Source organism: Arcobacter suis CECT 7833 (assembly GCF_003544815.1).
In the GTDB taxonomy this organism is placed as follows: Bacteria; Campylobacterota; Campylobacteria; order Campylobacterales; family Arcobacteraceae; genus Aliarcobacter; species Aliarcobacter suis.
The window spans coordinates 1,580,535-1,605,815 of record NZ_CP032100.1; the positions used below are offsets into that span (position 1 = coordinate 1,580,535).

33 protein-coding genes are annotated in these 25,281 nt (G+C 26.7%); 11 read left to right on the forward strand and 22 right to left on the reverse strand.

Annotated features, from left to right (window positions below; translation table 11 throughout):
- Nucleotides 1-3: 3 nt before the first annotated feature.
- On the reverse strand, nt 4-369 hold the full coding sequence (locus tag ASUIS_RS08130) for an FMN-binding protein (RefSeq protein WP_118886564.1): 366 nt from the start codon (nt 367-369) through the stop codon (nt 4-6).
- Between the two features lie 94 nt (nt 370-463).
- Between ASUIS_RS08130 and pdxR the strand changes: the two genes are divergently transcribed.
- Nucleotides 464-1,843 (forward strand): MocR-like pyridoxine biosynthesis transcription factor PdxR, encoded by a 1,380-nt coding sequence (pdxR, locus tag ASUIS_RS08135; RefSeq protein WP_118886565.1) that lies wholly within the window; start codon nt 464-466, stop codon nt 1,841-1,843.
- Here pdxR and ASUIS_RS08140 read toward each other — a convergent pair.
- From ASUIS_RS08140 to ASUIS_RS08220, 17 genes are all read right to left on the reverse strand, one after another.
- A complete protein-coding gene (locus ASUIS_RS08140) occupies nt 1,838-2,542 on the reverse strand; it encodes a hypothetical protein (RefSeq protein WP_118886566.1) in 705 nt (234 codons plus the stop codon). The two genes, pdxR and ASUIS_RS08140, sit on opposite strands and share 6 nt — an antisense overlap.
- 67 nt (nt 2,543-2,609) lie before the next feature.
- Nucleotides 2,610-2,843, reverse strand: a complete 234-nt coding sequence (locus ASUIS_RS08145) for a hypothetical protein (RefSeq protein WP_118886567.1) — start codon at nt 2,841-2,843, stop codon at nt 2,610-2,612.
- A gap of 295 nt (nt 2,844-3,138) precedes the next feature.
- Nucleotides 3,139-3,990: a transglutaminase family protein gene (locus ASUIS_RS08150; RefSeq protein WP_118886568.1), complete on the reverse strand. Its 852-nt coding sequence runs from the start codon at nt 3,988-3,990 to the stop codon at nt 3,139-3,141.
- 37 nt (nt 3,991-4,027) lie between these two features.
- Nucleotides 4,028-4,489: an N-acetyltransferase gene (locus ASUIS_RS08155; protein ID WP_118886569.1), complete on the reverse strand. Its 462-nt coding sequence runs from the start codon at nt 4,487-4,489 to the stop codon at nt 4,028-4,030.
- Nucleotides 4,479-5,081, reverse strand: a complete 603-nt coding sequence (gene yihA, locus ASUIS_RS08160; protein WP_118886570.1) for a ribosome biogenesis GTP-binding protein YihA/YsxC — start codon at nt 5,079-5,081, stop codon at nt 4,479-4,481. Before yihA ends, ASUIS_RS08155 begins: the two co-directional genes overlap by 11 nt.
- Nucleotides 5,078-5,572 (reverse strand): lipopolysaccharide transport periplasmic protein LptA, encoded by a 495-nt coding sequence (gene lptA, locus ASUIS_RS08165; RefSeq protein WP_118886571.1) that lies wholly within the window; start codon nt 5,570-5,572, stop codon nt 5,078-5,080. The genes yihA and lptA overlap by 4 nt, the downstream gene beginning before the upstream one ends.
- A 12-nt stretch (nt 5,573-5,584) precedes the next feature.
- On the reverse strand, nt 5,585-6,118 hold the full coding sequence (locus tag ASUIS_RS08170; protein WP_118886572.1) for a hypothetical protein: 534 nt from the start codon (nt 6,116-6,118) through the stop codon (nt 5,585-5,587).
- Nucleotides 6,109-6,606 carry a KdsC family phosphatase gene (locus tag ASUIS_RS08175; RefSeq protein ID WP_118886573.1) on the reverse strand — a complete coding sequence of 166 codons (498 nt, stop codon included), beginning with the start codon at nt 6,604-6,606 and terminating at the stop codon, nt 6,109-6,111. The genes ASUIS_RS08170 and ASUIS_RS08175 overlap by 10 nt, the downstream gene beginning before the upstream one ends.
- Nucleotides 6,603-7,175 carry an imidazoleglycerol-phosphate dehydratase HisB gene (gene hisB, locus ASUIS_RS08180; protein ID WP_118886574.1) on the reverse strand — a complete coding sequence of 191 codons (573 nt, stop codon included), beginning with the start codon at nt 7,173-7,175 and terminating at the stop codon, nt 6,603-6,605. The genes ASUIS_RS08175 and hisB overlap by 4 nt, the downstream gene beginning before the upstream one ends.
- A gap of 8 nt (nt 7,176-7,183) precedes the next feature.
- Nucleotides 7,184-8,161, reverse strand: coding sequence for a septal ring lytic transglycosylase RlpA family protein (locus ASUIS_RS08185; RefSeq protein ID WP_118886575.1), 978 nt, complete (start codon nt 8,159-8,161; stop codon nt 7,184-7,186).
- Entirely contained in the window at nt 8,145-9,413 is a 1,269-nt protein-coding gene (locus ASUIS_RS08190) for a transglycosylase SLT domain-containing protein (RefSeq protein WP_118886576.1), read from the reverse strand. The genes ASUIS_RS08185 and ASUIS_RS08190 overlap by 17 nt, the downstream gene beginning before the upstream one ends.
- A gap of 36 nt (nt 9,414-9,449) precedes the next feature.
- Nucleotides 9,450-10,238 (reverse strand): TatD family hydrolase, encoded by a 789-nt coding sequence (locus ASUIS_RS08195; protein WP_118886577.1) that lies wholly within the window; start codon nt 10,236-10,238, stop codon nt 9,450-9,452.
- Nucleotides 10,235-10,543 carry a hypothetical protein gene (locus ASUIS_RS08200; protein ID WP_118886578.1) on the reverse strand — a complete coding sequence of 103 codons (309 nt, stop codon included), beginning with the start codon at nt 10,541-10,543 and terminating at the stop codon, nt 10,235-10,237. The genes ASUIS_RS08195 and ASUIS_RS08200 overlap by 4 nt, the downstream gene beginning before the upstream one ends.
- A gap of 55 nt (nt 10,544-10,598) precedes the next feature.
- Nucleotides 10,599-11,927, reverse strand: a complete 1,329-nt coding sequence (gene hslU, locus ASUIS_RS08205; RefSeq protein ID WP_118886579.1) for an ATP-dependent protease ATPase subunit HslU — start codon at nt 11,925-11,927, stop codon at nt 10,599-10,601.
- A 6-nt stretch (nt 11,928-11,933) separates the two neighbouring features.
- A complete protein-coding gene (gene hslV, locus ASUIS_RS08210) occupies nt 11,934-12,470 on the reverse strand; it encodes an ATP-dependent protease subunit HslV (protein WP_118886580.1) in 537 nt (178 codons plus the stop codon).
- A 4-nt stretch (nt 12,471-12,474) separates the two neighbouring features.
- Nucleotides 12,475-12,921 (reverse strand): 50S ribosomal protein L9, encoded by a 447-nt coding sequence (rplI, locus tag ASUIS_RS08215; RefSeq protein WP_118886581.1) that lies wholly within the window; start codon nt 12,919-12,921, stop codon nt 12,475-12,477.
- 79 nt (nt 12,922-13,000) lie between these two features.
- Entirely contained in the window at nt 13,001-13,627 is a 627-nt protein-coding gene (locus ASUIS_RS08220; RefSeq protein WP_118886582.1) for a recombinase family protein, read from the reverse strand.
- A gap of 211 nt (nt 13,628-13,838) precedes the next feature.
- Here ASUIS_RS08220 and ASUIS_RS08225 point away from each other — a divergent pair, with 211 nt between their 5' ends.
- From ASUIS_RS08225 to ASUIS_RS08255, 7 genes are read left to right on the forward strand one after another with little or no spacing between them, the layout of a single operon-like run.
- The gene (locus ASUIS_RS08225; protein ID WP_118886583.1) at nt 13,839-14,393 is read left to right on the forward strand and encodes a UbiX family flavin prenyltransferase; all 555 of its coding nucleotides are present in this window, start codon (nt 13,839-13,841) and stop codon (nt 14,391-14,393) included.
- A 2-nt stretch (nt 14,394-14,395) separates the two neighbouring features.
- The gene (coaD, locus tag ASUIS_RS08230; protein ID WP_118886584.1) at nt 14,396-14,881 is read left to right on the forward strand and encodes a pantetheine-phosphate adenylyltransferase; all 486 of its coding nucleotides are present in this window, start codon (nt 14,396-14,398) and stop codon (nt 14,879-14,881) included.
- Nucleotides 14,872-15,441, forward strand: a complete 570-nt coding sequence (gene tmk / locus ASUIS_RS08235; RefSeq protein WP_118886585.1) for a dTMP kinase — start codon at nt 14,872-14,874, stop codon at nt 15,439-15,441. The genes coaD and tmk overlap by 10 nt, the downstream gene beginning before the upstream one ends.
- Nucleotides 15,431-16,672, forward strand: a complete 1,242-nt coding sequence (gene hisS, locus ASUIS_RS08240; RefSeq protein ID WP_118886586.1) for a histidine--tRNA ligase — start codon at nt 15,431-15,433, stop codon at nt 16,670-16,672. The genes tmk and hisS overlap by 11 nt, the downstream gene beginning before the upstream one ends.
- Nucleotides 16,673-16,674: 2 nt before the next feature.
- Nucleotides 16,675-18,480 (forward strand): biosynthetic arginine decarboxylase, encoded by a 1,806-nt coding sequence (gene speA / locus ASUIS_RS08245; protein WP_118886587.1) that lies wholly within the window; start codon nt 16,675-16,677, stop codon nt 18,478-18,480.
- Complete coding sequence (gene cysE / locus ASUIS_RS08250; protein ID WP_118886588.1) at nt 18,473-19,228, forward strand: serine O-acetyltransferase; 756 nt, start codon at nt 18,473-18,475, stop codon at nt 19,226-19,228. Before speA ends, cysE begins: the two co-directional genes overlap by 8 nt.
- On the forward strand, nt 19,225-19,959 hold the full coding sequence (locus tag ASUIS_RS08255; RefSeq protein WP_118886589.1) for a sulfite exporter TauE/SafE family protein: 735 nt from the start codon (nt 19,225-19,227) through the stop codon (nt 19,957-19,959). Before cysE ends, ASUIS_RS08255 begins: the two co-directional genes overlap by 4 nt.
- Here the strand turns inward: ASUIS_RS08255 and ASUIS_RS08260 are convergent.
- A complete protein-coding gene (locus ASUIS_RS08260) occupies nt 19,956-21,200 on the reverse strand; it encodes a DEAD/DEAH box helicase (protein WP_118886590.1) in 1,245 nt (414 codons plus the stop codon). The two genes, ASUIS_RS08255 and ASUIS_RS08260, sit on opposite strands and share 4 nt — an antisense overlap.
- Before the next feature lie 537 nt (nt 21,201-21,737).
- Between ASUIS_RS08260 and ASUIS_RS13825 the strand changes: the two genes are divergently transcribed.
- A complete protein-coding gene (locus tag ASUIS_RS13825; RefSeq protein WP_268877109.1) occupies nt 21,738-22,385 on the forward strand; it encodes an ATP-grasp domain-containing protein in 648 nt (215 codons plus the stop codon).
- Between the two features lie 45 nt (nt 22,386-22,430).
- Here the strand turns inward: ASUIS_RS13825 and ASUIS_RS08270 are convergent, their stop codons facing one another.
- The 3 genes from ASUIS_RS08270 to ASUIS_RS08280 form a co-directional block, all read right to left on the reverse strand.
- Nucleotides 22,431-22,940, reverse strand: a complete 510-nt coding sequence (locus tag ASUIS_RS08270) for an HPP family protein (protein WP_118886592.1) — start codon at nt 22,938-22,940, stop codon at nt 22,431-22,433.
- Between the two features lie 70 nt (nt 22,941-23,010).
- Nucleotides 23,011-23,565 (reverse strand): TetR/AcrR family transcriptional regulator, encoded by a 555-nt coding sequence (locus tag ASUIS_RS08275; RefSeq protein ID WP_118886593.1) that lies wholly within the window; start codon nt 23,563-23,565, stop codon nt 23,011-23,013.
- Between the two features lie 53 nt (nt 23,566-23,618).
- On the reverse strand, nt 23,619-23,993 hold the full coding sequence (locus tag ASUIS_RS08280) for a hypothetical protein (RefSeq protein ID WP_118886594.1): 375 nt from the start codon (nt 23,991-23,993) through the stop codon (nt 23,619-23,621).
- 94 nt (nt 23,994-24,087) lie between these two features.
- Here ASUIS_RS08280 and ASUIS_RS13830 point away from each other — a divergent pair, with 94 nt between their 5' ends.
- Together ASUIS_RS13830 and ASUIS_RS08290 are read left to right on the forward strand one after the other, a co-directional pair.
- Complete coding sequence (locus tag ASUIS_RS13830) at nt 24,088-24,687, forward strand: hypothetical protein (protein WP_226799880.1); 600 nt, start codon at nt 24,088-24,090, stop codon at nt 24,685-24,687.
- 70 nt (nt 24,688-24,757) lie between these two features.
- Nucleotides 24,758-25,279 carry a ClbS/DfsB family four-helix bundle protein gene (locus ASUIS_RS08290; RefSeq protein ID WP_118886595.1) on the forward strand — a complete coding sequence of 174 codons (522 nt, stop codon included), beginning with the start codon at nt 24,758-24,760 and terminating at the stop codon, nt 25,277-25,279.
- The last annotated feature ends 2 nt before the right edge of the window (nt 25,280-25,281 follow it).

Genomic DNA, 25,281 nt, shown 5'->3' on the forward strand with positions numbered 1-25,281 from the left:
TCCTTATGTAGTTTGATATGATTCTAAAATCTCTATTTTCATAACTGCTCTTGGCCATTCAAACTTAGCTTTTAAATCTTTATACTCTTTTGTGTCACTTGAAATCGAAGCATAACCTATTATTTTAACTCCCATTCCCATTCCATGAAGTCCCATAAGCTCTTTTGTTCCAATAACAACAATAACTCTGTTATCTTTTTTAAGTAACTCTTGCATTTTATTCATTCCTGCAACTGGAACAAAAATCTCACCATTTTTAAAAATCACATAAGAGTTCCAAGTGTTTACAATATGTGGGAAATCTTCACATTTTGCTACTACACTAAAAACACCTTCATACTTTAATATGCTTTCTATTTTTTCATTCATTTTTTTTCCTATATTTTAAGTAATTCAAACGTATAATATCAAATATCTGTACTTTATAAAAGATACATTTTTGATTTTTTTAACAAGGACACTTTTGTATAAATTTGAACAAAACTCCACACCACTTTATATTCAACTATATGAACAAATAAAAGATGAAATTAAAACTAAACTAAAAGCCGGAACAAAACTAACTTCAATTAGAAAACTATCAAATGAATATAATCTTAGTAAAACAACCATACAAACTGCATATAATCAGCTATATGCGGAAGGTTATATTGAAAGTAAAAAGAATAGTGGATATTTTGTATGTGAAGATATTTTCCAAAATTTTCAAACAAATAAAGATGAAAAAAAAGATGAAAATAAACAAGATTTTAATTATAAAATAGATTTTTTTCCTGCACACTTAGCTAAAAGTTCTTTTCCAAAACAAACTTGGTTAAAACTTTATAATAAAGCTTTAAAAAATGATATTAATTATGGCATTTATCACGATAAACAAGGGGAATTAGAATTAAGAGAAGAACTTTCAAAGTATCTTTTTTTTTCTAGAGCTGTTTTATGCAGTAGTGAACAAATTATTATTACAAGTGGATTTAGCGATAGTTTGTTTTTAGTAAGTGCAATTTTAAAAAAATTCTCAAATAAAATAGCTGTTGAATCCCCTTGTTATAATGTTGCAAAAAAAGTTTTTGAAATTTCTTCTTTAGAAATAGAAAATATTCCTATAAATTCTGATGGATTAAATATAAATTTATTGGAAAGAACAGATTGTAATGCTTTATATGTAACACCTTCTCATCAGTTTCCAACAGGTGTTACAATGCCAATTTCAAATAGATTAAAACTTATTAATTGGGCAAAAAATAATGATGCTTTTATAATTGAAGATGATTATGATAGTGAACTAAGTTATTATAATCGTCCTATTCCTTCGATGCAAGGTTTAGAAAATAATAACCATAGAATAATTTATCTTGGGACTTTATCAAAAGCTTTATCCCCTGCTTTAAGAATTTCTTACATTGTTTTACCAACTTCATTACTAAATTTTTATCATCAAATTTTTGATTTTAGATTTTCAGGTGTTTCTATAGATATTCAAAAAACATTAACTCTATTTTTAAAAGAAGGATATTGGGAAAAACACTTAAGAAAAATAAGAAATATAAATAGAAAAAAACATGATCTAATGAAAGAATTTTTAAAAGAGTTTTTGAAAGATGAAATAAAAATTTTAAGAGAAGGAAGTGGATTAAATTTTTTAATACAACCCCTTGTAAATATAAATTTAGACAAACTTGATGAATTATGTAAACAAAAAGAGATAAAAATCTATTTTAAAGAGTTTTTTGATTTAGAAAAAGTTATTGCTTTGGGATTTGGTGGTTTTGAAGATTTTGAAATAAAAAATGCTATAAAAAATTTTAGTGAAGTTTGGTTTGAAACTAAATCATTCAATTTATAAAATTTCGAAAATTGATTTCTTAGAGTACTTTAAAGCATTTTTTATTAGTGTAATATATTTTGTATCTGTTATATTTTTATTAGCAAAATTAGAAAGATAAGGATCTAATTTTTGATTAAATACTGTGTAGTTTGAAGAAGCATGAGCAAATAAATACTCTTCTTTTTCATTCATTTTTATTGAATTAAAAAGATATAACCACTCTTTGTAAAACTTCCCAATTTTTACCGTATGATTTTTACCAGTTAAAGGATTGTTATGTTTAATAATCATACATTTATTAAACTCATGAATTTCAATATCTTCAATTTTTATCTCGTGTAACTCTTTAAAACTTTTAACAAATAAAAACGGTAACATTAAAAAAAGAATATTTAATAAATTTTTATTATCTTTTTTATTAATTTCAAAAAATTCAATATATTTTTTAAAAAATGCTTCCATATCAAATGTCACTTCAGGACTTCTTGTTTTTACTTTGTTACTTATTGCGTTATTGATTTTAATATATTCTTCTTCACTAATAGAATTTTCATTAAATAATTTTTGATTTAACTCTTTTAATTTTTTAGAAAAAATTCTAAATGTTCCATAAGATTTTTCATTAACATATTCAACAATAAAATCATATATGTTATTCTGATTTTTGATTATTTCTAATAATTTATTCTCAAAAATTTCTGCTTGACTTTTAGCCATTGTAGCCCTTAGTTTATTTAAATATTTTTTAAATAGTAAATAAAGTATTTATATAATTATGTAAGATTTAGAACTGTGGTTCTTTAATACCATATTTTTCAAACCATCTCGTTTTCATAATTTCATCTGTTGATAAATTTCTTAAAAATTCATCTTCTTGGTTATTAAAATATAATTCAGTCCATGTTTTACCCAGCCATTTATGTCTTTGTAAAGTTTTAGGTTCCATTATTTTTTCCCAATCATAACCACTTCTTTTGCTGGGGTTAAATACTGGAAATGGTCTTTGTATTCTACTCATTTTATCTCCAAAATTATATATTTTATTAGTTTTATATAATAATTATGTTAATTTTATATTAAATTTACTAAATAGTTTCTTATTATTTTTAAATAACTTAATGATTATATGAATTTTATAAATATTATTTATTATAATAAATAGAATTTCTGTGAGTCAAAATTGAATTAAGAAGGATTGTTTAAAATATAAAGGAAGGTTTTTGAAACATTTTTATTAACTCTTATCATATTTATTAAAATACTGATATATAACAATGTTTCAAAAAAAATAGATATAAAATTTAAATTATTCTTTAAACTTTAGTAACCCAAACTCCAACACTAAGAGTTGAGCCAGAAACTCCAACAAATGAACCTGCTATTGGAGGAACATTATCAGGTAATCTTGAAACTGCAACTGCAATATGATCAGTTCCTACAATATTTCCAGTTGTAGGATCAAAACCAATCCAGCCACCTCCTGGAATATAAACTTCTGCCCAAGCGTGAGTTGAGCCAACTTCATGGGACATTAATGGGGCATATAAATAACCACTTATAAATCTTGTTGCTAAACCTAAACATTTAACAGCTTCCATAAATAAAAAAGCAAAATCTCGACAAGAACCTGAACCAAAAGCTAAAGTTTGTTTTACACTTTGAACACCTGCTTCTTCTCTTACTTTATATATAAAGTTTTTAAATATATAAGTTGTTAATTTTTGTAAAAGTGTATATGTTTGAATAGTTTCATTATATTTATAAACATTACATATCCAATTGTTTAAAAGGGTTCTTGTCTCTTCGTTTGGTAAAATCATATAAGAAGAAAGGATAAAATTGTCATTTGCAAGATATTTGAAAGGATAATTAATTGCATAATCAGATACTATAAAATTAAGAGGTGATTCATTATAATGTTGAATAATCACTTCACTTTCAATAAAAAGTTGTTGGGTTGGAATGTCAAAAGTAGCAACGGCAACAGAATTATCTTCCACATCTCTGTGCCAAAATATTTTTGAGTCAGGAGTACTTTTTAAAGCAAAAGACTCAATTCTAAGTTCATAACTTTCTCTTGGTCTTAAAAGTAAGCTATGTGCGCCTAAAGTGACGCTACTTGAATAATTGTAGTATGTTCTGTGGATAATCTTATAGCGTTGCATATCTTATCCTTAAATAATTTTTTTATACTTCTTTCTTTTACAAATCAATAACCATAGCTATTTCATCACAAATAGGAAAATGTTTACATCTAATACAATCAGCCCAGATTTTATGTTCAGGAATCTCTTCTTTTGAAATTACTCTAAATCCACAGCTTTCAAAAAATCCTTGCTCATAAGTCAAAGATAAAAGTTGTTTTATTCCATACTCTTTTGCTTCTTTTATACAAGCATCTACTAGTTTTCGCCCAAGTTTTAAACCTCTAAACTCTTTTGCCACCACTAAACTTCGCACTTCTGCAAGTCTTGGAGAGTGAATATGAGTTGCAGTAAATCCAGCCATTTTTCCATCTACTTCTACAACAGTATAAGAGCGAATTGTTGTTGCCATTTCATCTTCAGTTCGTAAAAGAATCTTTCCGCTTTGTACTTCTTCTTTTACTATATCTTGCATTTTTGTAATATCAGCTACGGTTGGCTTATAAAATCTAATGTCCAAATAAATATCCTGTAATTTTATTTTGTAAGTCTATCATACCCTTTTTTTTCAAGTTTGATATAAAAATTCCATCGGGGTATTCTCTTTTTAATTTTGCTAAATCATTCATTTTTAGTTTGTCTATTTTTGTAAAAGCTTGAATGATGATTTGATCGCCTCTTTTAATTGTTCTTAAAAATTCATCCACATTTTTATCAATATCAAGTAAAGGATGTCTTGAATCAATCAAATGTACAAATATTTGTAAACATTGTCTTTGTTCTAAATAAGCAGTTAGATTTCTATTCCATTCAGCTTTAATACTTTTAGAAACTTTTGCATAACCAAATCCTGGTAAATCCACAAATCTTGCATATAAATATGGTAATTCTTCATTATCAGTTTTAAAATTAATTTCAAAATAGTTTATAAGTTGCGTTTTCCCAGGTGTTGAAGAAGATTTTGCTAAACCTTTTCTATTTGTTAATGTATTAAGTAATGAAGATTTTCCTACATTTGATCTTCCTAAAAATGCAACTTCAGCTCTATCAGGACTTGGAGAATCCATAATTCCTTGTGCAGATTGTAAAAATTTAGCTTCTGTTATTCTCATTTAGTTGTTCCTTTATCTTCACCACGATCCACATTTATTATAAATCTAACAGGTTTTTGTTCACTTCCTTTTACTCTAGCTTCTCCAGTTAATTGATTTACATAAATAGTATCACCATAAACTTTTCTATCATCATTTTTTTCTTGTAAATAACCATTACCTAAGATAGTATACTCTTCTTTTTGTGGTGAATAAATTACTTTATCCCCATTTCCAATATAATGTTTCTCTTTTGTAATTATTTCAAAATCAGCTTTTCCAGTAGCTTCATATTTTAAAGGAACTTTAGCATTATTTTTATCAGTTGTGAAATATACATCTACTCTATCTGCATTTAATTTATCTTGACCCATTTTTATTTTTACATTTCCTGTAAATATAGAAACTCCCTTTTTATCATCAGCTTCAAAATTCTGTGCGTCTATTGTTAAAGTTTCACTTTGAGCAAATAAAATTGTAGAACAAAGTAGTGAACATATTAGATATCTCATTTTTTTCCTTTTTTAATTTTTCTTATTAACATCTATTTCAAAATGTGTATTTTTAGCTTTAATAAAACTTTTATTTATATCTAAATAAACAGTATCACCTTTCAGAGAATGTTTATTATAAACTGCATCAAAAGGTTTAGTATTTGTTGCAATTCTTGTAATATCATCGTAAAAAAGTTCATTTGTATTTAACGTTATAAAATCATCTCTTCTATATTTTACATTATCTGTTAAAGTATAATTATCACCTTTTTTTACTATTAAATCTGCTTTTAACTTTTCAGTTTTAAAATCTTGAGTTTTATCTAAATTTTTTAAAAGAATATCTGCATTATACATTTCATCTCTATTTTCATATTTAATAGCATGAGTTGCGTATATAACTCTATTTATATTTTCTTCATTAATTGTATACATAAAAGGTGATTCAAATATAACTAAAGGTGCATCTTTATCTACAATGTTTTTTTTCATATTTTCAACAGGAATAAAATAAGCTCCTAAAGATATAATTAAAAGTAAAAAAGTAAAAAGTTTTATAGCCATGCTTTTAAAAATTCCTCTTCAAGTCCATCTTCTTTGAAGATATATTCTAGCATTTCTCTAACCGCTCCATCTCCACCTCTATTTTGACAAACAACATTTACAAACTCTTTTAAGTAGTGCGTTCCATTTGCAGGAGTAAATGAAAGCCCTACTTTTTTTAACATACTATAATCATTTAAATCATCACCAATAGCAGCAACTTGACTCCAAGAAAGATTCTCTTCTTTTAAGATTTGCTCTAAAACTTCTTGTTTATTTTTTATTCCTTGATGAAGATGGGTAATATTTAACTCTTTTGCTCTTTTTTCAACAACAAAAGAATTTCGCCCAGTTATAATTGCAGCTTTTTTACCAAATTTTTTTGTCCAAACAGCAATTGCTAATCCATCAGCAACATCAAAAGATTTAGTTTCTTCACCACTATTTGAGTAAGTAATTTTTCCATCTGTTAAAGTACCATCAACATCTAAAACAATTAGTTCAATCATAAAACACCTTTTGTACTTGGAATTCCTAATCTCTCATTTTTTACTAAAGCTCGTCTAAGTGCTACAGCAAAAGCTTTAAAAGATGCTTCTAAAATATGGTGTTTATTTCTTCCTCTATCACTTATAATATGAACTGTTAATCCAGCATTTCCTGAAAGAGCATGGAAAAACTCTTCAACTAATTCAACATCAAAATCACCAACTTTTCCACTTACATTTACTTCATAAACCAAAAATGGTCTATTAGATAAATCTAAAGCACATGTAGTTGCTGCTTCATCCATAACAACTGTTGCATTTCCATATCTTTCAACTGCCTGAATAGGAAAAATTGCTTTTTTTAAAGCTTGTCCTAAAACTATTCCACAATCTTCAACTGTATGGTGCGCATCTATGTGTAAATCACCATCACATGATAATTCAATATCAATTCCACTATGTTTTGATAAAGCTTCTAACATATGGTCGAAAAAACCAACACCTGTTTTTATATCTGACTTACCACAGCCATTTATATCAATTTTACATTTAATATCTGTTTCTTTTGTTTTTCTATTAATTTCTACCATTTTTTTTCCTAGTTACCAGTAATAAGAGCATTTCCTAAACCATTTGAATTTTTGAAACTTTGAGCTTTTTCATAAGTATCAAACCCATTAATAAATACTTTAAAGAAAGTTTTTCCATTTGAAAGAACTTTTTTTGTATCTACAGTATTGCTACTAAACTTTTTTTGGTACTCATTTTTAATTTTAACAGCTCCAGATTCTTGACTAAATGCACCAACTTGAATACTATATTTACCAGTTGATAAAACTTTAGTATTATTATTTGTTATTGTTGGAGCAACTGGTCTTACTACTTTTGTATTATTAACGCTTTTATTAGTATTAATCATGGGTGCTTTTGGTGGCACTTTTGTAGATACAATACTATCTTCTTTTATTTCCAATGGATCAATAACATCTATTCTTTCATTTTTTACACTATTTGTTGCACTTTCAACATAAGGTGCATTTTTATTTTCAATTTCACCATTATATCCTAAAACAGTGATTTTTACTTGAGCTGTTCCTTTTCTATACATATCAATTTCATGGGCAGCTTTATTTGATAAATCAATAATTCTTCCCCTAACAAAGGGTCCTCTATCATTTATTCTTACGATAATAGATCTACCATTTTCTAAATTATCTACTTTTACAACTGTATTCATAGGTAAAGTTTTATGAGCAGCTGTCATATCATACATATTATAAGTTTCACCATTTGAAGTCTTTTTATCATGAAAATCCGGTCCATACCAAGAAGCAATTCCATCAAATTGATCTCCAATATTTGCTACAAATGGATAATATTTTATTCCAAATACACTATATGGTCTCATTGTATATTTATGCATCTCTTTTGAGTTATTTATTTTAGAATTTTTTGTATCTTTATAAAATTTATCGTAATCAACATCATATGATTTTTGAGAACACCCAGTAAAAAGAAAAACACTTAATAAACCTAAGAATAAACTACTTTTTAAATAACTACTTATAAATTTCAATTTTATCTCCTATATTTATTAAATTTGATTTTTTATTATTGTCACTTTTTAATTTCTTTAAATCAACTTTATATTTTTTTGATATAGATTCTAAAGAATCCCCTTTTTTAACAATGTGAATAATTGCTTTATTAGTTTTTTTAACTTCTACTACTTTATTTTGTTTTGTATTTTCATTGTTTGATTTATTAGTTTTTTTATTTTCAACTACTTTTGTATCAATTACATTTTCTTTAATAGGTTTTATATTCATAATTCTTTGATTGTAGAGTTCTAATTTATTTTGAGGAATATAAATATTATAAGATTTTGAATCATTTGGTAATGTTTCTTTTTTAATATGTTTATTTAAATTTCTAAATTCATTATAATCCATATTTACAGCATTTGCTAAAGATTTAAGTTGTAGTCCTTTTGGTGCTTTTACTTTTTCTAATGTGTATCTAGATTTATTATCTATACTTTTAAATAAATTTCTATTATCAATCATAGAAAATGCAATCAATTTTTTCAAATATGTAATACTTGACTCTGCTAAATATTTATTTTGTTTATTATTTTTAACTAGATATTCTAAACTATAAGATGATTCAAATTTATCAAAAATAATATATAAATTACTAAAACCTTTTTTAGTAATTCTATAATCACTAAGCATTTTTTTATAATTTTTAATACTTTGATTATCATTCATATTAGGATTAAATTCTAAATATCTGTCAAGTGCTGATCTAGCTATTCCTTCAGCGACATTACCTTCACCTGAGTTATAAGCCAAAATAGCCAAATACCATTTATTTAATTTTTTATAATATTTTTTCAAATAAGAACTTGCAGCATCTGTAGATTTAATTAAGTCTAATCGTTCATCAATGTATTCATCATTTCTTAATCTTAAATTTTTTGCAGTTTCTGGCATTATTTGCCACAATCCAGCTGGACTATTTTTACCTCTTGTTTGATTTACAAAACTTGATTCTAATAGAGGAATAAAAAAGACAGCATCAGGAAGATTTTCATTTTTAATTTCAGTTTTTACTATTTGAGCATTTAAAGAAGATTTTCTCAAGATATTATTATAATAACTTATATTATAACTCGAAGAGTATTCATCAAAAGTATCTAATAAACTTTTTTCAGATATAAAAGAACTTTCTATATCTAAATCTTTTAAAATTTTTAAATCATCTTCTGAAACATTTGCGGAAAGAGTATTTACTAAAAAAAGTATTAATATAAAAAATTTGTACAAAAAATCTCCATCTTCTTGATATATCCTAGATTATATCTAAGAAAGACTAGAAAACTCTTTAAATAATCTTTTAGCATTATTTGTTGTTAATTTTTGTATTTCATCTTCATCAAATTGAAGAAGTTCAGCCATTTTTTGGGCTACAAAAACTGTATAATAAGGTTCATTTCTTTCACCTCTATGAGGATGAGGAGTAAGATAAGGAGCATCAGTTTCAATTAATAACTTCTCTTTTGGAATTTTAGGAAGAATTTCAACCAACTTTTTTGCATTTTTAAAAGTTAAAACCCCACCTATTCCAAAATAAAAATTGTGTTCAGATAAAGGAAGTAAATGTTCACTTGCATTGTAACAATGCAAAACTCCACCAACTTCTTTTGCATTATAATCAATCAATATTTGTTTTGAATCATTTGAAGCTTCTCGTATATGAACAATCAAAGGTTTTTTTACTTTTTTTGCAAACTCAATTTGAGCTATAAAAACCTCTTTTTGTTTTTTTATATTTTCTTGTTTTTCAATTTCATCTTCTGGAAGTCTAAAATAATCCAAACCACATTCACCAATAGCAATACATTTTGGATGATTTACATATTTTTCCATAGTTGCTTCATCAAACTTATCTATATCATAAGGATGAATTCCAACTGCAAAAAAAACTTCATCATATTTTTCAGCTAATTTTACAGCTTGAGGCAAATCATCAAAATCAGCGCCAGGAATTAAAAAACCTTTTACATTATGATTTAAAGCATTTTGAATAATATTATCAATATCTTCGTAATATTGTTTGTTGTCTAAATGACAATGTGTATCAATAATTATGATAATAACCTTTTGTTTACTAAATTTATAATGTTATTTATTTGTGCAATATCAGCATGTCTAATCCAAGCATCTATACCAAAATTTTTAAAAGCCTCATAATCACTCTCATCATCAATGATAGCTATAGAAACAAACTTTTCTTTACAAACTTTTGTTTTATTTTCTTCAAATTCAAAAATTGAATCAATATCAATGATTACAATATCAGCATCACTTGCTTCTCCTGTTGTATGAAAATACTCAACTTTAAATTCAGGATTAAATAAAGACTCATCTATTTGACAAAATGTTACAATATTCATAATACTACTCTCCGTGTTTTTTAATAAAAATCATTCTAGCTAAAAAGTTATTAATTTATAAAATATATCTTGCAGTATCTATATTATCTACAATATCATCTAACTTATTAGCAACTAATTCTTTTGTTACTATTACTTTTTCACCTTTTTTTTCATCAGCTTCAAAAGATATATCTTCAATAACTTTTTCAATAACCGTATGAAGCCTCCGTGCACCAATATCTTCTGTTTTTTCATTTGCAGTAACTGAATATTTTGCAAATGCTCTTATTGCTTCATCATCAAACTCTAAGTCCACACCTTCAACAGCTAAAAGTGCTTTGTATTGTCGTAAAAGTGAGTTTTTAGTATTTGTTAAAATTTTATATAAAGCTTCTTCATCTAAAGATTCTAATTCAACTCTTAAAGGAAATCTTCCTTGAAGCTCAGGAATTAAATCACTAGGTTTTGAAACATGAAATGCTCCAGCTGCTATAAATAAAATATGGTCAGTTTTTATTTGTCCAAATTTTGTTTGAACGTTACTTCCTTCAACAATTGGAAGTAAATCTCTTTGAACACCCTCTTTTGATGGATCTTGCCCTTGAGCCTTTTTTCCAGAAGCAATTTTATCAATTTCGTCTAAAAATATAATTCCACCATTTTCACATCTTTTAAGTGCTTCTATTTTTATAGCTTCAAGATCCAATAAAGATTCACTTGCAACTCCTCGCAATAAAATCTTTGCATCTTTAATAGTTACTTCTTTTTTTATTGTTTCTTTATTAAGTCCACCTAACATTTTATTAAGGCTTTCTTGCATAGAACTCATATCAAAAGGCATAGAAGAATCTAAGATTTCAATATGAGTTTTTTTAGGAATATCAATTTCTATTTTTTTATCATCTAAAGAACCATCAAGAAGTTTTTTTTCCATAGTATTATATGTTTTAATAAATGATTCTTTTGCATTTTCACTTGCAGATTCAGGAAGTGGAGGAACTAATTTTTCAATTATTTTTTTATTTACTTCTTCATCAATTTTATCTTTGATTTTATCTTCAAATTCTCTTGTAACTAAATTTATACCTTCATAAACTAAATCTCTAATCATAGATTCCACATCTCGACCTACGAATCCCACTTCTGTATATTTACTAGCTTCAACTTTTATAAAAGGTAAACCCATCATTTTTGCAAGTCGTCTAGCAATTTCAGTTTTCCCAACTCCTGTATTTCCAATCATCAAAATATTTTTTGGCATAATATCTTCTTGAAGATTTGGTTCAACTCTCATTCTTCTATATCTATTTCTCAAAGCTAATGCAATAGTTTTTTTTGCATTATTTTGTCCAATAATATAATCATCTAAGTATGCAACTATTTGCTTTGGTGTCATATCCATACTTTTTTAATCCTCTATTTTTAATATTTTAATATTTTGATTAGTATATATACAAAGTTCACCAGCAATCATAAGTGATTCTCGTACAAGTTCTTCTTCCTCAAGATTTGAGTGTTTTACTAAAGCCCGTGCAGCAGAAATTGCAAAATTTCCACCACTTCCAATAGAGGCAATTGCTCCATCTTCAGGTTCTACAACATCACCTGTTCCACTTAAAATAAAAATCTTTTCTTTATTTAAAACTATCATCATAGCTTCAAGTCTACGTAAAACTTTATCTTTTCTCCACTCTTTAGAAAAGGCAATTACAGATTTTAATAAATCGCCCTTACAAGAATTCAAATGTTCTTCAAACATATCAAATAAGTTAAAAGCATCTGCTGTACTACCTGCAAATCCTGCAAGAATTTGGTCTTTATAAAGTGTTCTAATTTTTGTTGCATTTCCTTTTAAAATAGTATTTCCAAAAGTAACTTGACCGTCACCTCCAATTACTGCTTTATTTTTTCCTCTATATGCAAGTATCGTTGTAGCATCAAACATTTAATTATTCTCCGATTATATCAACTTTTAAAGTTGCATGAATTGAATGACCTAATTTACAATCTACTTCGTAAATACCAACTGATTTAAATTTTTTATCTACAGATATATTTTTTTTATCAATAATAATTGAAAATTGTTGTTCTAATGATTCAGCAATTTCTTTATTTGTAACTGAACCTATTAAATGTCCATTTGCACCAACTTTATGTTTTATTGTAAGTTTAGTTGCATTTAATTTTTCAGCTAACTCTTTTGCAGCAGCTATTTCTTTTGCTTCATTTTCAGCAGCTTTTTTTTGTTCAGCTTTCCATCTATTTAATACTTCAGTAGTTGCATGTAAAGCTAAACCTTTACCAATTAAAAAATTTTTTCCATATCCATCAGCAACTTCTTTTAACTCACCAGCTTTTCCTAAAGTTTTTACATCTTTAATTAATAATACTTTCACAATAACTCCATTCAATTTTAATTAATTTTATTTTACTATATTTTTTTTAAACCATTATAAAGATATTCAATCGATTATCTTAAGCATTAATTAGATTCATTTTTATCTTTCTTTTTTTTACATAGTTATTAAGTCCAATATGATTGTTGTATCCTAAAAGTTTAGAAATTTTTCTAACTGATAAACCAACAGCCAAAAGTTCTTCAATTTTTTCTCTTTGTAAATCGAACTTAGATTTTTGAATTGTACCTTTTGGTTTTCCTAAAGAAATTCCTTTCAGTTTTTTTGCTGTTAATGCTTCTTTTGTTCTTAAACTCATTAACTCTTTTTCTAAACCAATTGTCATTGATATAACACCCAAAATCATTTGGGTTAACATATCTTGATCATCAATCAAATCTAAATTCTGTTCCACTATTATAATTCTAATTTTGTTTGTTAATAAAAATCTTACTATCTCTAAAATAGTTTCTATTGTTCTTCCAAAAACATTCAAATTTGAAACAATAATAGTTGAATTCATTTCACAATTTTTTAGAAGTTCTAAAATATTTTTTTCTTCAATTGGAGTACTAATATTTATTTCAATATTTTTAAAATTTGTGATATTATTTTTCACCAAATAGTTTTCTACAGAAGCTCTCTGTTCAAGTGTATATTTCTGATTATTTTCATTGTTTCTGATATAAGTAAAAATTTTTGACATATTTAAATCCTTTTACATTAAGTATATTAAATAATATTAAAATTAACATAATGTTTAATTTAATATATATATTATTTATACAATATGTTATCATTTTAAATATTAAATCAAACTTATAAATCCCGATAAAAAGCCCTATTAAAAAGGTAATTGAATTAAAAGTTTTTTTTTGCTATTATCATTTTACATATACTAAAACTAAAGGTTTTTATTGAAAATAACTGTTGCAATTTCAGGGGCAAGTGGCTCAAGGCTTGGTGTTAATTTTGTAAAAAAATTACCAAAAGAAATTGAAGTTTTTGTTGTATTTTCAAAAAGTGCAAAAACTGCTTTAAAACTTGAAAATCAAGTTTCTACAAATGAAATATTTAAAGATTATCCTAACGTAACAATTTTTAAAGATTCAAATATAGGTGCTAGTATCGCATCTGGTTCTTTCAAAGTTGATAAAATGATTATTCTTCCTTGTTCAATGAATACTTTAGCTAAATGTGCTGTTGGAATTTCAGATTCACTTATAACAAGAGCTTTTACGGTGATGTTAAAAGAAAAAAGAGAGATTATAATAGCTCCAAGAGAAATGCCACTAAATAGCATTGCTCTTAAAAATATGTTGAAATTATCTAAATTAGGAATTGTAATTGCACCTCCAATTTTAGGGTATTATAGTGCTCAACAGAGTTTAGAAGATATGGAAAACTTTTTAATAGGTAAATGGTTAGATTTACTTAAAATAGATAATAATTTATATAAAAGATGGGAATAAATATGCCAAACAATGATATTAATTCATATAGAAAAGCCATTTATAGCGGAACTTTTGATCCAATTACAAATGGGCATTTAGATATTATAAAACGTGCAGCAAATATTTTTGACGAAGTTGTAATTGCTGTTGCAAAAAGTGAACTCAAAAAACCTATGTTCAGCCATGAACAAAGGGTAGAATTTGCAAAAGCAGCAACTGAAGATATTCAAGGTGTTACGGTTTTAGGATTTGATACTCTACTTGTTGATTTAGCTGTTGATTTAAAAATAAATACCATAATTAGAGGTTTAAGAGCTGTATCTGATTTTGAATTTGAATTACAAATGGGTTATGCAAACTCTTCAATAAATAAAAAAATAGAAACCTTATATCTAATGCCAACACTGGAAAATGCTTTTGTAAGTTCAACAATTGTAAGAGAAATTATAAGATTTAATGGAAAATTTCAACATCTAATCCCTGAAAAAGTTTTCAAATGTATGTAGTAATTGAAGGGATAGATACAGCTGGAAAATCAACTCAATTAGAACTACTAAAAGAGAAACTACCTCATGCAATTTTTACAAAAGAACCAGGTGGAACTTCCCTTGGTCTTAAATTAAGAACCATGGCACTTAATGGTGAAGCTAAATCAAAAATAGCTGAAATGTTTCTTTTTATGGCGGATAGAGCTGAACATATTGAAGAAGTAATAAAGAAGTATAAGAACAATACAATAATCTCTGATAGGTCGATGATATCGGGTATTGCTTATGCTTCTGCTTTAAATATTGATCAACTAATAGAATTAAACTTAATTGCTACAAATAATACTTTACCAAGCCATGTAATTTTACTTGAATTAACTCCTAATGAGTTAAAATTTAGATTATCTCAAAAAGAAAATGATTCTATCGAATTACGAGGAATAGACTATTTAATTAATATTCAAAATAGAATGAAAGAAACAATCAAAAGATTAAATATAAATCATATTATCATAGATGCAAGTTTAAAAATAGAAGAAATAGAAAAGGAAATTGAGGATTTTATAAATGCCGAATAATGAAACTAAAAATGTTAAAACTATACAAAGTTTAAGAGGAATGAAAGATATTGTAAATGAAGAAAGTGCTTTATTTACCTATTTTGTAGAGAATGCATCAAAAATTGCTAAGAATTATGGATTTTCGTATATAGAAACTCCCCTTTTAGAGGAAACAGCTTTATTTAAAAGAAGCGTTGGAGAAAGTTCTGACATTGTAAATAAAGAAATGTATCAGTTTATTGATAAAGGTGAAAATGATGTTTGTTTACGACCAGAAGGTACTGCTGGAGTTGTAAGACATTTTGTTGAGAAAAAGCTAGATCGTGCTGGTGGAAACTATAAATGGTATTATTATGGTCCAATGTTTAGATATGAAAGACCTCAAAAAGGAAGACTTAGAGAATTTCACCAATTTGGATGTGAAGTATTTGGAATAGATTCTGTTTTTGAAGATGCAAATATAATTATTATGATAAAAGAAATTCTTGATTTTTTTGGAATTGGATTTACATTAAAATTAAATTCTCTTGGTTGTAATGTTTGTATGCCACCGTATAAAGAAAATCTAGTTAAGCATTTAACAACATTTAAAGAAAAGCTTTGTGAAGATTGTAATAGAAGGATTTTAACAAATCCAATTAGAGTTTTAGATTGTAAAAATGAAAACTGTCAATTACTATTATATAATGCTCCAAAAATCACTACAAATTTATGTGAATCTTGTGATAGTGATTTTGAAAAATTAAAAGAAATATTAGATTTTAATGATATTAAATATGAAATTGATTCAAATCTCGTTCGTGGATTAGATTACTACAATAAAACGGCATTTGAATTTGTAAGTAATGAAATTGGTGCACAAAGTGCAATAGCAGGTGGTGGAAGATATGACAGACTAGTTGAGTTTTTAGGTGGAAAACCAACTAGTGGTATTGGATTTGCAATAGGAATCGAAAGATTATTAGAACTTGTAAAGATGCCACAATGTAATCAAGATATTGTATACATTGGAGCCTTAGATGAAGTTTCTTTAAATACTATGTTAAAAGTTGCAAATCAAAAGAGAAAAACAACTAAAACTTTAGTAGAATACGCGCCTAGAAGTTTTGGAAAACACTTTGGAATAGCTGAAAAACTTGGAGCAAATATTGTTGCTTTAATCGGTGAAAACGAGTTAAAGAACGGAACTATTTATATAAAAGATTTAAAAACAAAAGAAGAAAAAAATTTAAAATTAGAGGATTTTTAAAAGTGGGTAATTACGGTATTGACATCTGGAGTGATGATAATTTTATAATTGAAGATGGGCTAGCTAAGATAAACTATAACTGCAAACCTTCACTAATATCTATAGTTAAAGATATAAGAAAACAAGATTTTAAAGGTCCTTTACTTTTAAGATTCCCCCATATAACAGAAAAACAGATAAATACTTTATACAATACTTTTAATGCAAGTATCAAAGAGTACGATTATAAAGGAAACTTTAATGCTGTTTTTCCATTAAAAGTAAATCAACTTCCTAACTTTATTCATCCATTGATTAATGAAGGTAAAAAGTTTAATTATGGACTTGAAGCTGGAAGTAAAGCAGAACTTGTTATTGCTATGACTTACAATAACATAGGCTCTCCAATAACTGTAAATGGATTTAAAGATAAAGAGATGATTCATCTAGGTTTTATTGCTAAAAGTATGGGTCATAATATTACTATAATTATTGAAGGTTTAAATGAACTGGAAATAATTATAGAGGTTTTAAATGAAACCAAAATGGAGTGTCCTAATATAGGGTTAAGAGTTAGACTTCACAGTGGAGGAAGTGGGTTATGGGCGAAAAGTGGAGGTATAAACTCTAAGTTTGGTTTAACATCAACTGAGATTCTTGAAGCTTATGAATTAATGGAAGATAATAACCTTGTTAAGCATTTAACAATGATTCATTTCCATATTGGTTCTGCTATGAATTCTATTAAACCTTTGAAAAAAGCTTTAAGAGAATCTGGGCATATTTATGCTGAACTTAAAAACTTAGGTGCAACAAATTTAAACTCTATTAATATTGGTGGTGGATTAGCCGTTGAATACAATGCCTATGAAAGAACAAGATTTTACTCTTTAACAGAATTTGCAAATGATGTTATCTTTACATTAAAAGATATTGCTAAACAAAAAGGTGTTGATGAACCAAATATCTTTACAGAATCAGGAAGATTTATAAGTGCTGCTTCAACTGTTTTAGTAGCTCCAGTTCTTGAGTTATTCTCAGCAGAATATGATTTTGACCATTTAAAATTAAAAGATGTAAATCCTCCTTTAATTCAAGAATTACATGATTTATATAAAGACATGTCTAAAAAAACAGCTTATGAATATATGCATGATAGTATTGACCATATGGAATCATTATTAACTCTATTTGATTTAGGTTATATTGATTTACAAGATAGATCAAATGCTGAAATTTTAACTCATCAAGTTATCAAAAAAGCTATATCTTTACTTGAAATTGATGATTATGAAGAGTTAAAAAAACTTGATGAAAACATTCAAGAGAAATATTTATTAAACTTCTCTTTATTCCAATCGCTTCCTGATTATTGGGGAATTGACCAAGAATTTCCAATAATGCCAATAACACATCTTGATAAAAAACCAACAAGAAGTGCATCTTTATGGGATATTACTTGTGATAGTGATGGAGAATTACCATTTGATTTGAAAAAACCACTTTATTTACATGATGTAAATTTAAATAAAGAAGACTATTTTATAGGTTTCTTTAATGTGGGAGCTTATCAAGATACTTTAGGTATGAAACACAATCTATTTTCACACCCAACAGAAGTAAATATCGTATTTAAAGATGGGGAAGTTGTATTAGAAAAAATTCTAGAATCACAAAAAATCATAGATATTTTAGAAGATATTGATTACGATACAGACGATATAAGATCAAGATTAAGAAAAAGTTTAAATGATCATAATTACAAGGATATTGAAAAATATCTAAATGAAAATAGTTATTTAAAAACTATTTGGAGTTATCATGAATAATGAAGAAACACTAGAAGAAGAAAAAATATCATTTTGGGCGCAATTAAAAGAGGACTTTTATGTACCCAAAAATAATGACCCTGCTCTTGATAATAATCTAGAACTATTTTTCAACTATCCTGGTGTTTGGGCAATTATTAACTATAGATTTGCAAATAAGCTTTATTATAAAGGTTGGAAAAAATTATCTAGAGTTATTAGTGGAATATCTAGTTTTTTAACAAAAACAGATATTCATCCAGCTTGTACTATTGGAAGAAGAGTTTTTATTGACCATGCTATTGGTGTTGTTATTGGGGCAACTGCTATTATTGAAGATGATGTTTTGATTTATCAAGGCGTGACTCTTGGTGGAGTTAGTTTAAACAAAGGAAAAAGACATCCAACAGTTAGATCAAACACAGTTATTGGAAGTGGAGCTAAAGTTTTAGGAAATATCACAATTGGAAGAAACTCTAAAATTGGAGCTAATTCTGTTGTTGTTTGTGATGTTCCAGATAATTCAACTGCTGTTGGAGTTCCTGCAAAAATCATCAAAAGAGATAACAAAAATTGCAAAATGGAACATGGTGATTTACCAGATATTAATAAAGAGATGTTCAAATACCTTCTTGACAGAATTCATCTAGTTGAAGTTGCATTAAAAGAAGAAGATGGAATAGATTTAACACAAAAAGATGAAAAATTAGAAGATGATTACAATAGCTTTATCGAAGCTATGAACTCTATAAAAAGGAAAGATTCTTGAGTTTGGAACTTGCAATTTTTGGAATAATTACAGGTTTTAGTTCAGGTTTTTTTGGAATTGGAGGAGGAACAATATTAGTTCCTTTACTTTTAGCAACTGGTTTTGTAATGAAAGAAGCTGTTGCAATATCTATTATGCAGATGGTTTTTTCTTCAATTTATGGTTCTTTTTTAAATGCAAAAAAAGCTAAAGATGTTGTAAAAGATGGAGTAATTTTAGGAATTGGTGGTTCTATTGGAGGATTATTAAGTGGATATATTGTTCCAAATGTTTCAAATGAATTTTTACAATACCTTTTTATAGCGATACTTATATTTACAATAATCAAGATTTTTTATTCGCCTGCTATTCAAACTGAAAATATCCAAATAAGAAATACTTATGTACTTATATTAATCGGTGCAGTTATTGGTATTCTTGCTATGAGTATTGGTGTTGGTGGCTCTATTTTATTAACTCCAATATTAGTTGGTTATTTAAGATATGATTTAAAAGCTGCAACTGCATTAGGATTATTTTTTGTAATTTTTTCTTCAATTGCTGGATTTATATCAACTTCATATCATGGACAAATGTTATTTGTAGAAGGTGCGACTGTTGGGATTGGTTCACTTATTGGAGTTTATTTTGGAATAAAAGTTAAAGATATGGTAAAAGCAACATCTTACAAGAATTATGTTCTACTTTTAAATATCCTTGTTTTAGCTATCATGCTTTATAAGACTATTTAGTCTTTTAAAGCTTGTTCCCTTAATTTATCTTTTTTACTTTTTCTTTTACCTTTTACTGGTTCATTTCCCTTTTCTTTTTTTTCTGGTGTTCCAACTAACTCAAAACCTTTTATTTGCTCTTTTTCTAGTTTTATATCACATCTTTTTTCTATTAAAGAAAAGTGTTCAAAATCCTCTAATCCTATAAAAGATATTGCATCTCCGCTTTTACCAGCTCGTCCCGTTCTTCCTATTCTATGAACATAATCAGCAACAGCTCTTGGTAAATCAAAATTTATAACACATGAAATATCATCTATATGAAGTCCTCGTGCAGCAATATCTGTGGCAAATAAAATATTGATTTTTTTATTTTTAAAATCTTCTAAAGTTTCATTTCTTTCATCTTGAAGTAAATCCCCATGAAAAGACTCAGCATTTAATCCATATTTTCTAAACTTAGCAGCTATGTTATCACAAGAGCGTTTATTTGCCATAAAAACAAGTATTTGCTCCCAAGCGTGGTTTTGTATTAGATTTCGTAGAAGTGGGCTTCTGTTCTCTTTATTTACCGTTATAACCCTTTGATTTATAGTTTGAACCGTTTGAGTTTCATCTTCTATAAAAACCTCTATTGATTGTGTTGTGATTTTTGAAGCAATATTTAGCATCTTTTGAGGATAAGTTGCAGAAAAAAGAAGATTTTGTCTATTTTTTGGAAGAGATTTTAAAAGTTCTTCTAACTCTATTTCAAATCCTAAATCAAGCATTTTATCCGCTTCATCTAAAACAAAAAATTCAAGATTTGATAAATTCATTTGTTTTTTATCTAAAATATCAAGTAATCTTCCAGTAGTTGCAACTACAATATCACAACCTTTTTGAATATCCAAAAGTTGTTGGGTAAGACTTTCTCCACCTATAACACTAACAACTTTAGGTTTATTTACAAAATGTACAGAAAAATCTATAAAAGCTTTTGATACTTGAAGGGCTAATTCTCTTGTTGGAGTAAGAACCAAAGTTGATATTTTTGCCTTTGCTTTATGTTCTTTATCTTCTTCTTTATTTGATAATAGTTGCAAAATTGGTAAAACAAAACTAGCAGTTTTTCCACTACCAGTTTGAGCTTTTGCCATAATATCGTTGTTTTGTAAAACTAAAGGAATTACTCTTTCTTGAATTACCGTAGGATTTTTATAAGCATTTTCATCAAGTGCTTTATTTATTTTTTGGCTAAGACCTAGGTTTGAAAATGGCATAAAAATCCTTTAATTGGTTGTTTGATTGGGGTATTTTATGATTATTTGCCTTTATTAAAACCAATAATTGGAAATTAATTATAAAAATATGTAATTAATACTATTTACGCTACCCTAAAATAACTTTGGGTAGTTTTTTCAAGTAAAAATAAACTATTTAATCTTACTAAAACTACAAAAAAAGGATACTCCATCTCTTTAATCAACAAATCAATAGAAATTGTTACTATTCCCGCACCAAAAGATCTAACTTTAAATAGAAAAAATGTAGGTATTAAATTAGACGAAAATCTAATCTTAGAAATCTTATCAAAAAGCTATGAAAAGGTTGTTATTACTGTTATTGAAAATGAAAATGATTTAAAATCTTTAATAAAAAGAAAACCTGATTTAGTATTTTCAGGAATAAAATATTTCAATTTTGAAAACCAAGAAATTTGGCTTAGTGATTATCTAAAAAAACATAAAATTGATTATATAACTTCAAATAAAGAAGCCCTAGATAACGAATATGACAAAAATCATGCCAAACTTTTAATAAAAGAAGCAAATATAAATACAGCAAAATTTTTTACAACTCAACCAGATGAACACGAAACTGAAAGTTCACTTCCTGTGACTTTTCCATTGTTTCTAAAACCAATATCTGGTGGAGATAGTCGAGGAATAAACCCTGAATCTGTTGTTTTTGATTTCAAAAAATATCAAGCAAAAGTTTTGGATATTTATAACACTCAAAAATCTCGTACTTTAGTGGAAAACTATCTATCAGGGAAAGAGTATAGTGTTAGTATTTTAGAAAATAAATCAAAAAATATTTTAATGATTTTACCTGTTGAAATAATTGCCGTTAAAAATAAAAATGGACATCGTGTGTTAGACTATGAAGCTAAACAAAATGATTTAGAAGAAGTAATCGCTGTTAGTGATAAAAAAATCCATAAAGAACTTTGTAATATTGCCCTAAACTCTTTTAGAGCGTTGGGCGGTAAAACAATGGGAAGAATCGATATAAAAACAAGCTTCAATGGAATTTTACACTTTATAGAAGCGAACCTTATGCCAGGACTTGGAAATGGTTATTTTTCTCGTTCATTTTTATTAAATGAAAATATGGATTATGAACAAATGATTTTAAAAGTCGCTGATGCAGGGATGATTTCACCTGAGAAAATTGAAATTTAATATTTAATTAAGATATTGACATACAAAAATGTCAATATCTAAAACTCACATCCAATATTGTGGATAAGCCCTATTTTTATGTAAATTATTATAGAAAATTGCTACAAGAACCAAAATAATAGAACCTATCAAACTTGGAAAAATCAAATAATCCCAATTTGCACCCAACAAAAACACTATCAATGGATTAGATCCAGCTGGTGGATGAACAGTTCTTGTTGCTATCATAACTGCAATTGCAGTTGCTAAGGCTAATGCCATACTCCAATACTCATTTCCTAAAATATGCAAAAAAGCTAAACCAATAAATGTAGATAAAAAATGCCCTAAAATCACATTTCTAGGTTGAGAGAATGGACTTTTAGGAAATCCAAATAGTAAAATACACGAAGCTCCAAATGAACCCATAATCAAAAGATTGTCATAAGATTTTGTAAGATAACCAATAATAAATATTGAAATAAATCCACCAAACCACGCAAAAGCTATTTCACTAATTGGTGATTTTGCTGGAAGTGCTTCGCCCTGCCCTTTGAATTTTTTAAAATAACTCATATTTTTCCTTTTTATAAATTTCATAAAACAACCAAACGATTGTTTGTTTAAAATGAACAAAAAAAAACCATTAGATTAAACTAATGATTTTTTCACCAATTTTTAGATAATTATCCGATGAATCATATAAATTCATCATCATTATTGCACCTTGAGTTAAAGCTACATACTCTTTTGCAAGATTTGATGCTTCTATTTTTGAGTATTTATTTTCAAAGATTTTTACCAAAGCATTTTCCCAAGCGGTAAAATATGCTTTTATTTCTTCTTTAAAATCTAAATTCAGACTACTAGCTTCCAAAGCTAAATTCCCAAGTAAACAACCACCCTCACTATGCAAAAAATAATCATCAGTTTTTTTTACAATTAATTCGATTTTCTGCCTATCACTCAAATCATTTTTATAAGCAATAAAGAAAATATGCTCCACGAAATAGTTATGAATATACTTCAAAGACTCCAAACCTATCTCATCTTTGCTCTTAAAATGATGATAAATACTTCCTTTTATAAGCCCACAAGCTTCGGCTATATTTGCCATAGAAGTATTTGAATATCCTCTTATTTTAAAAAGTTTTATAGACTCTTTTAAAATCTCTTCCCTTGATGTTTTTTTGATTGCCATAATTTTATCCAAACGATTGTTTGGTAAAAGTTTAGCTTAAATTTTTTTTCTTGTCAATTATTTTTCAAATTCTTCAATCCATTATATTCAAACAAAAAAATCAAAGTCTTATTTACATAATATTTTATAGTATCTCTTGCAATTTTGTCTAATTTATAGATTTTTTGTCCTCTTATCGTTTTGCCTTTTCCAAAAAGGAAGTTGTATTTATCAGCTATATGCCTTCCTCTAAACCAGCCAATATGAATATAATCATCTTTTACTTTTATATAACAAAATCCACCCTCTTTAGAATAAAGAGTGGTGATATTTTCACTATATTTTTCTTTTACATCATTTCCTATGCAGATTTTAATAAAATCTCTTACACTTAGGAAAAGTTCTGCATATTCACCATTAATATCTTTTTCAAAAGAGGTTCTTTTCATTGTTTATTTTCCTTTTTTATATTCTAACATCTAATTAGAAAGTTATAAAAAAATTTGATATAAAAATTTTAATTTTAGTCTGCATACTATATAATTGCGAAAATTTAATCTACAAAAAGGTATTCAAATAGAAAACTCAAAAATAAAAATAACTATAGTAGTGATTGCATCACTAATTTTAGGAATTGGTATTTTATTCTTTATTCCACAAACACATGATTATGTTATCGATTCATTTTTACAAATATGGTTTGGCATAATTTGGACTTATGAAGCTTTATTAACTTCATATACTGTTCCGTTATGGGTATTGATAATTATTTCAGTTTTAGCACTTACAACTATAATAAGATTTTTAATAAATCTACAAAGTAACACTAAACCAGAACATCTTTCATATAAAGAAGATTTTATATACGGAGCAAACTGGAGATGGAAATGGACAAAAAATGAAGTATCAAATATTCAATGTTATTGTCCTAAATGTGATTCTTTATTAGTATATGATGACAGTTCTTGCCATACAAGATATACAGATGTAACAAAAACAGATTTTATATGTCAAAACTGTGAATCACAATTAGTAACAAGTATTCATGGTGGAAATAAAAATTATGCTATAAATGCTGTAAAAAGAGAAATTGAAAGACGAATTAGAACAAATGAGTATAAAATAAATCTACATAAAAGCTAATACTTTATTTTAGTAACTCATTATGTTTAATTTCATAATGGGTTATTTTATTTATAAACAAAGGAATTTTATGACTTCCGTACCCCAAAATAAACAAGAATTACTTCAAGCAATACAACTATCATATAAAAATATACTAACTGATTATTTAACTCTTCCTGAAAAATTTTCTAGAATATTGGAAGTTGAAGGAAATATAAAAGGAACAACAATTAGTGTATGTGATACTTTAGCTTATCTTATTGGGTGGGGAAAACTTGTTCTAAAATGGTATGATAGAAAATCTGCTGGATTAGAAGTAATTTTCCCAGAAACTGGTTATAAATGGAACGAATTAGGAAAATTAGCCAATAACTTCCATTTTGAATATGCAAGTTGGTCTTACTCTAATTTAATTAATGAATTCAAAGAAACTATTAATAAAATTATTACATTGATAGAACATTTATCTAATTCTGAACTTTATGAAAAAGATTGGTATGAAAAATATACTTTAGGTCGAATGATTCAATTTAATACATCTTCTCCAATGAAAAATATGCGTACTAAAATAAGAAAATTTAAAAAAGCTAAACTTCTATTCAAAGTTTAGCT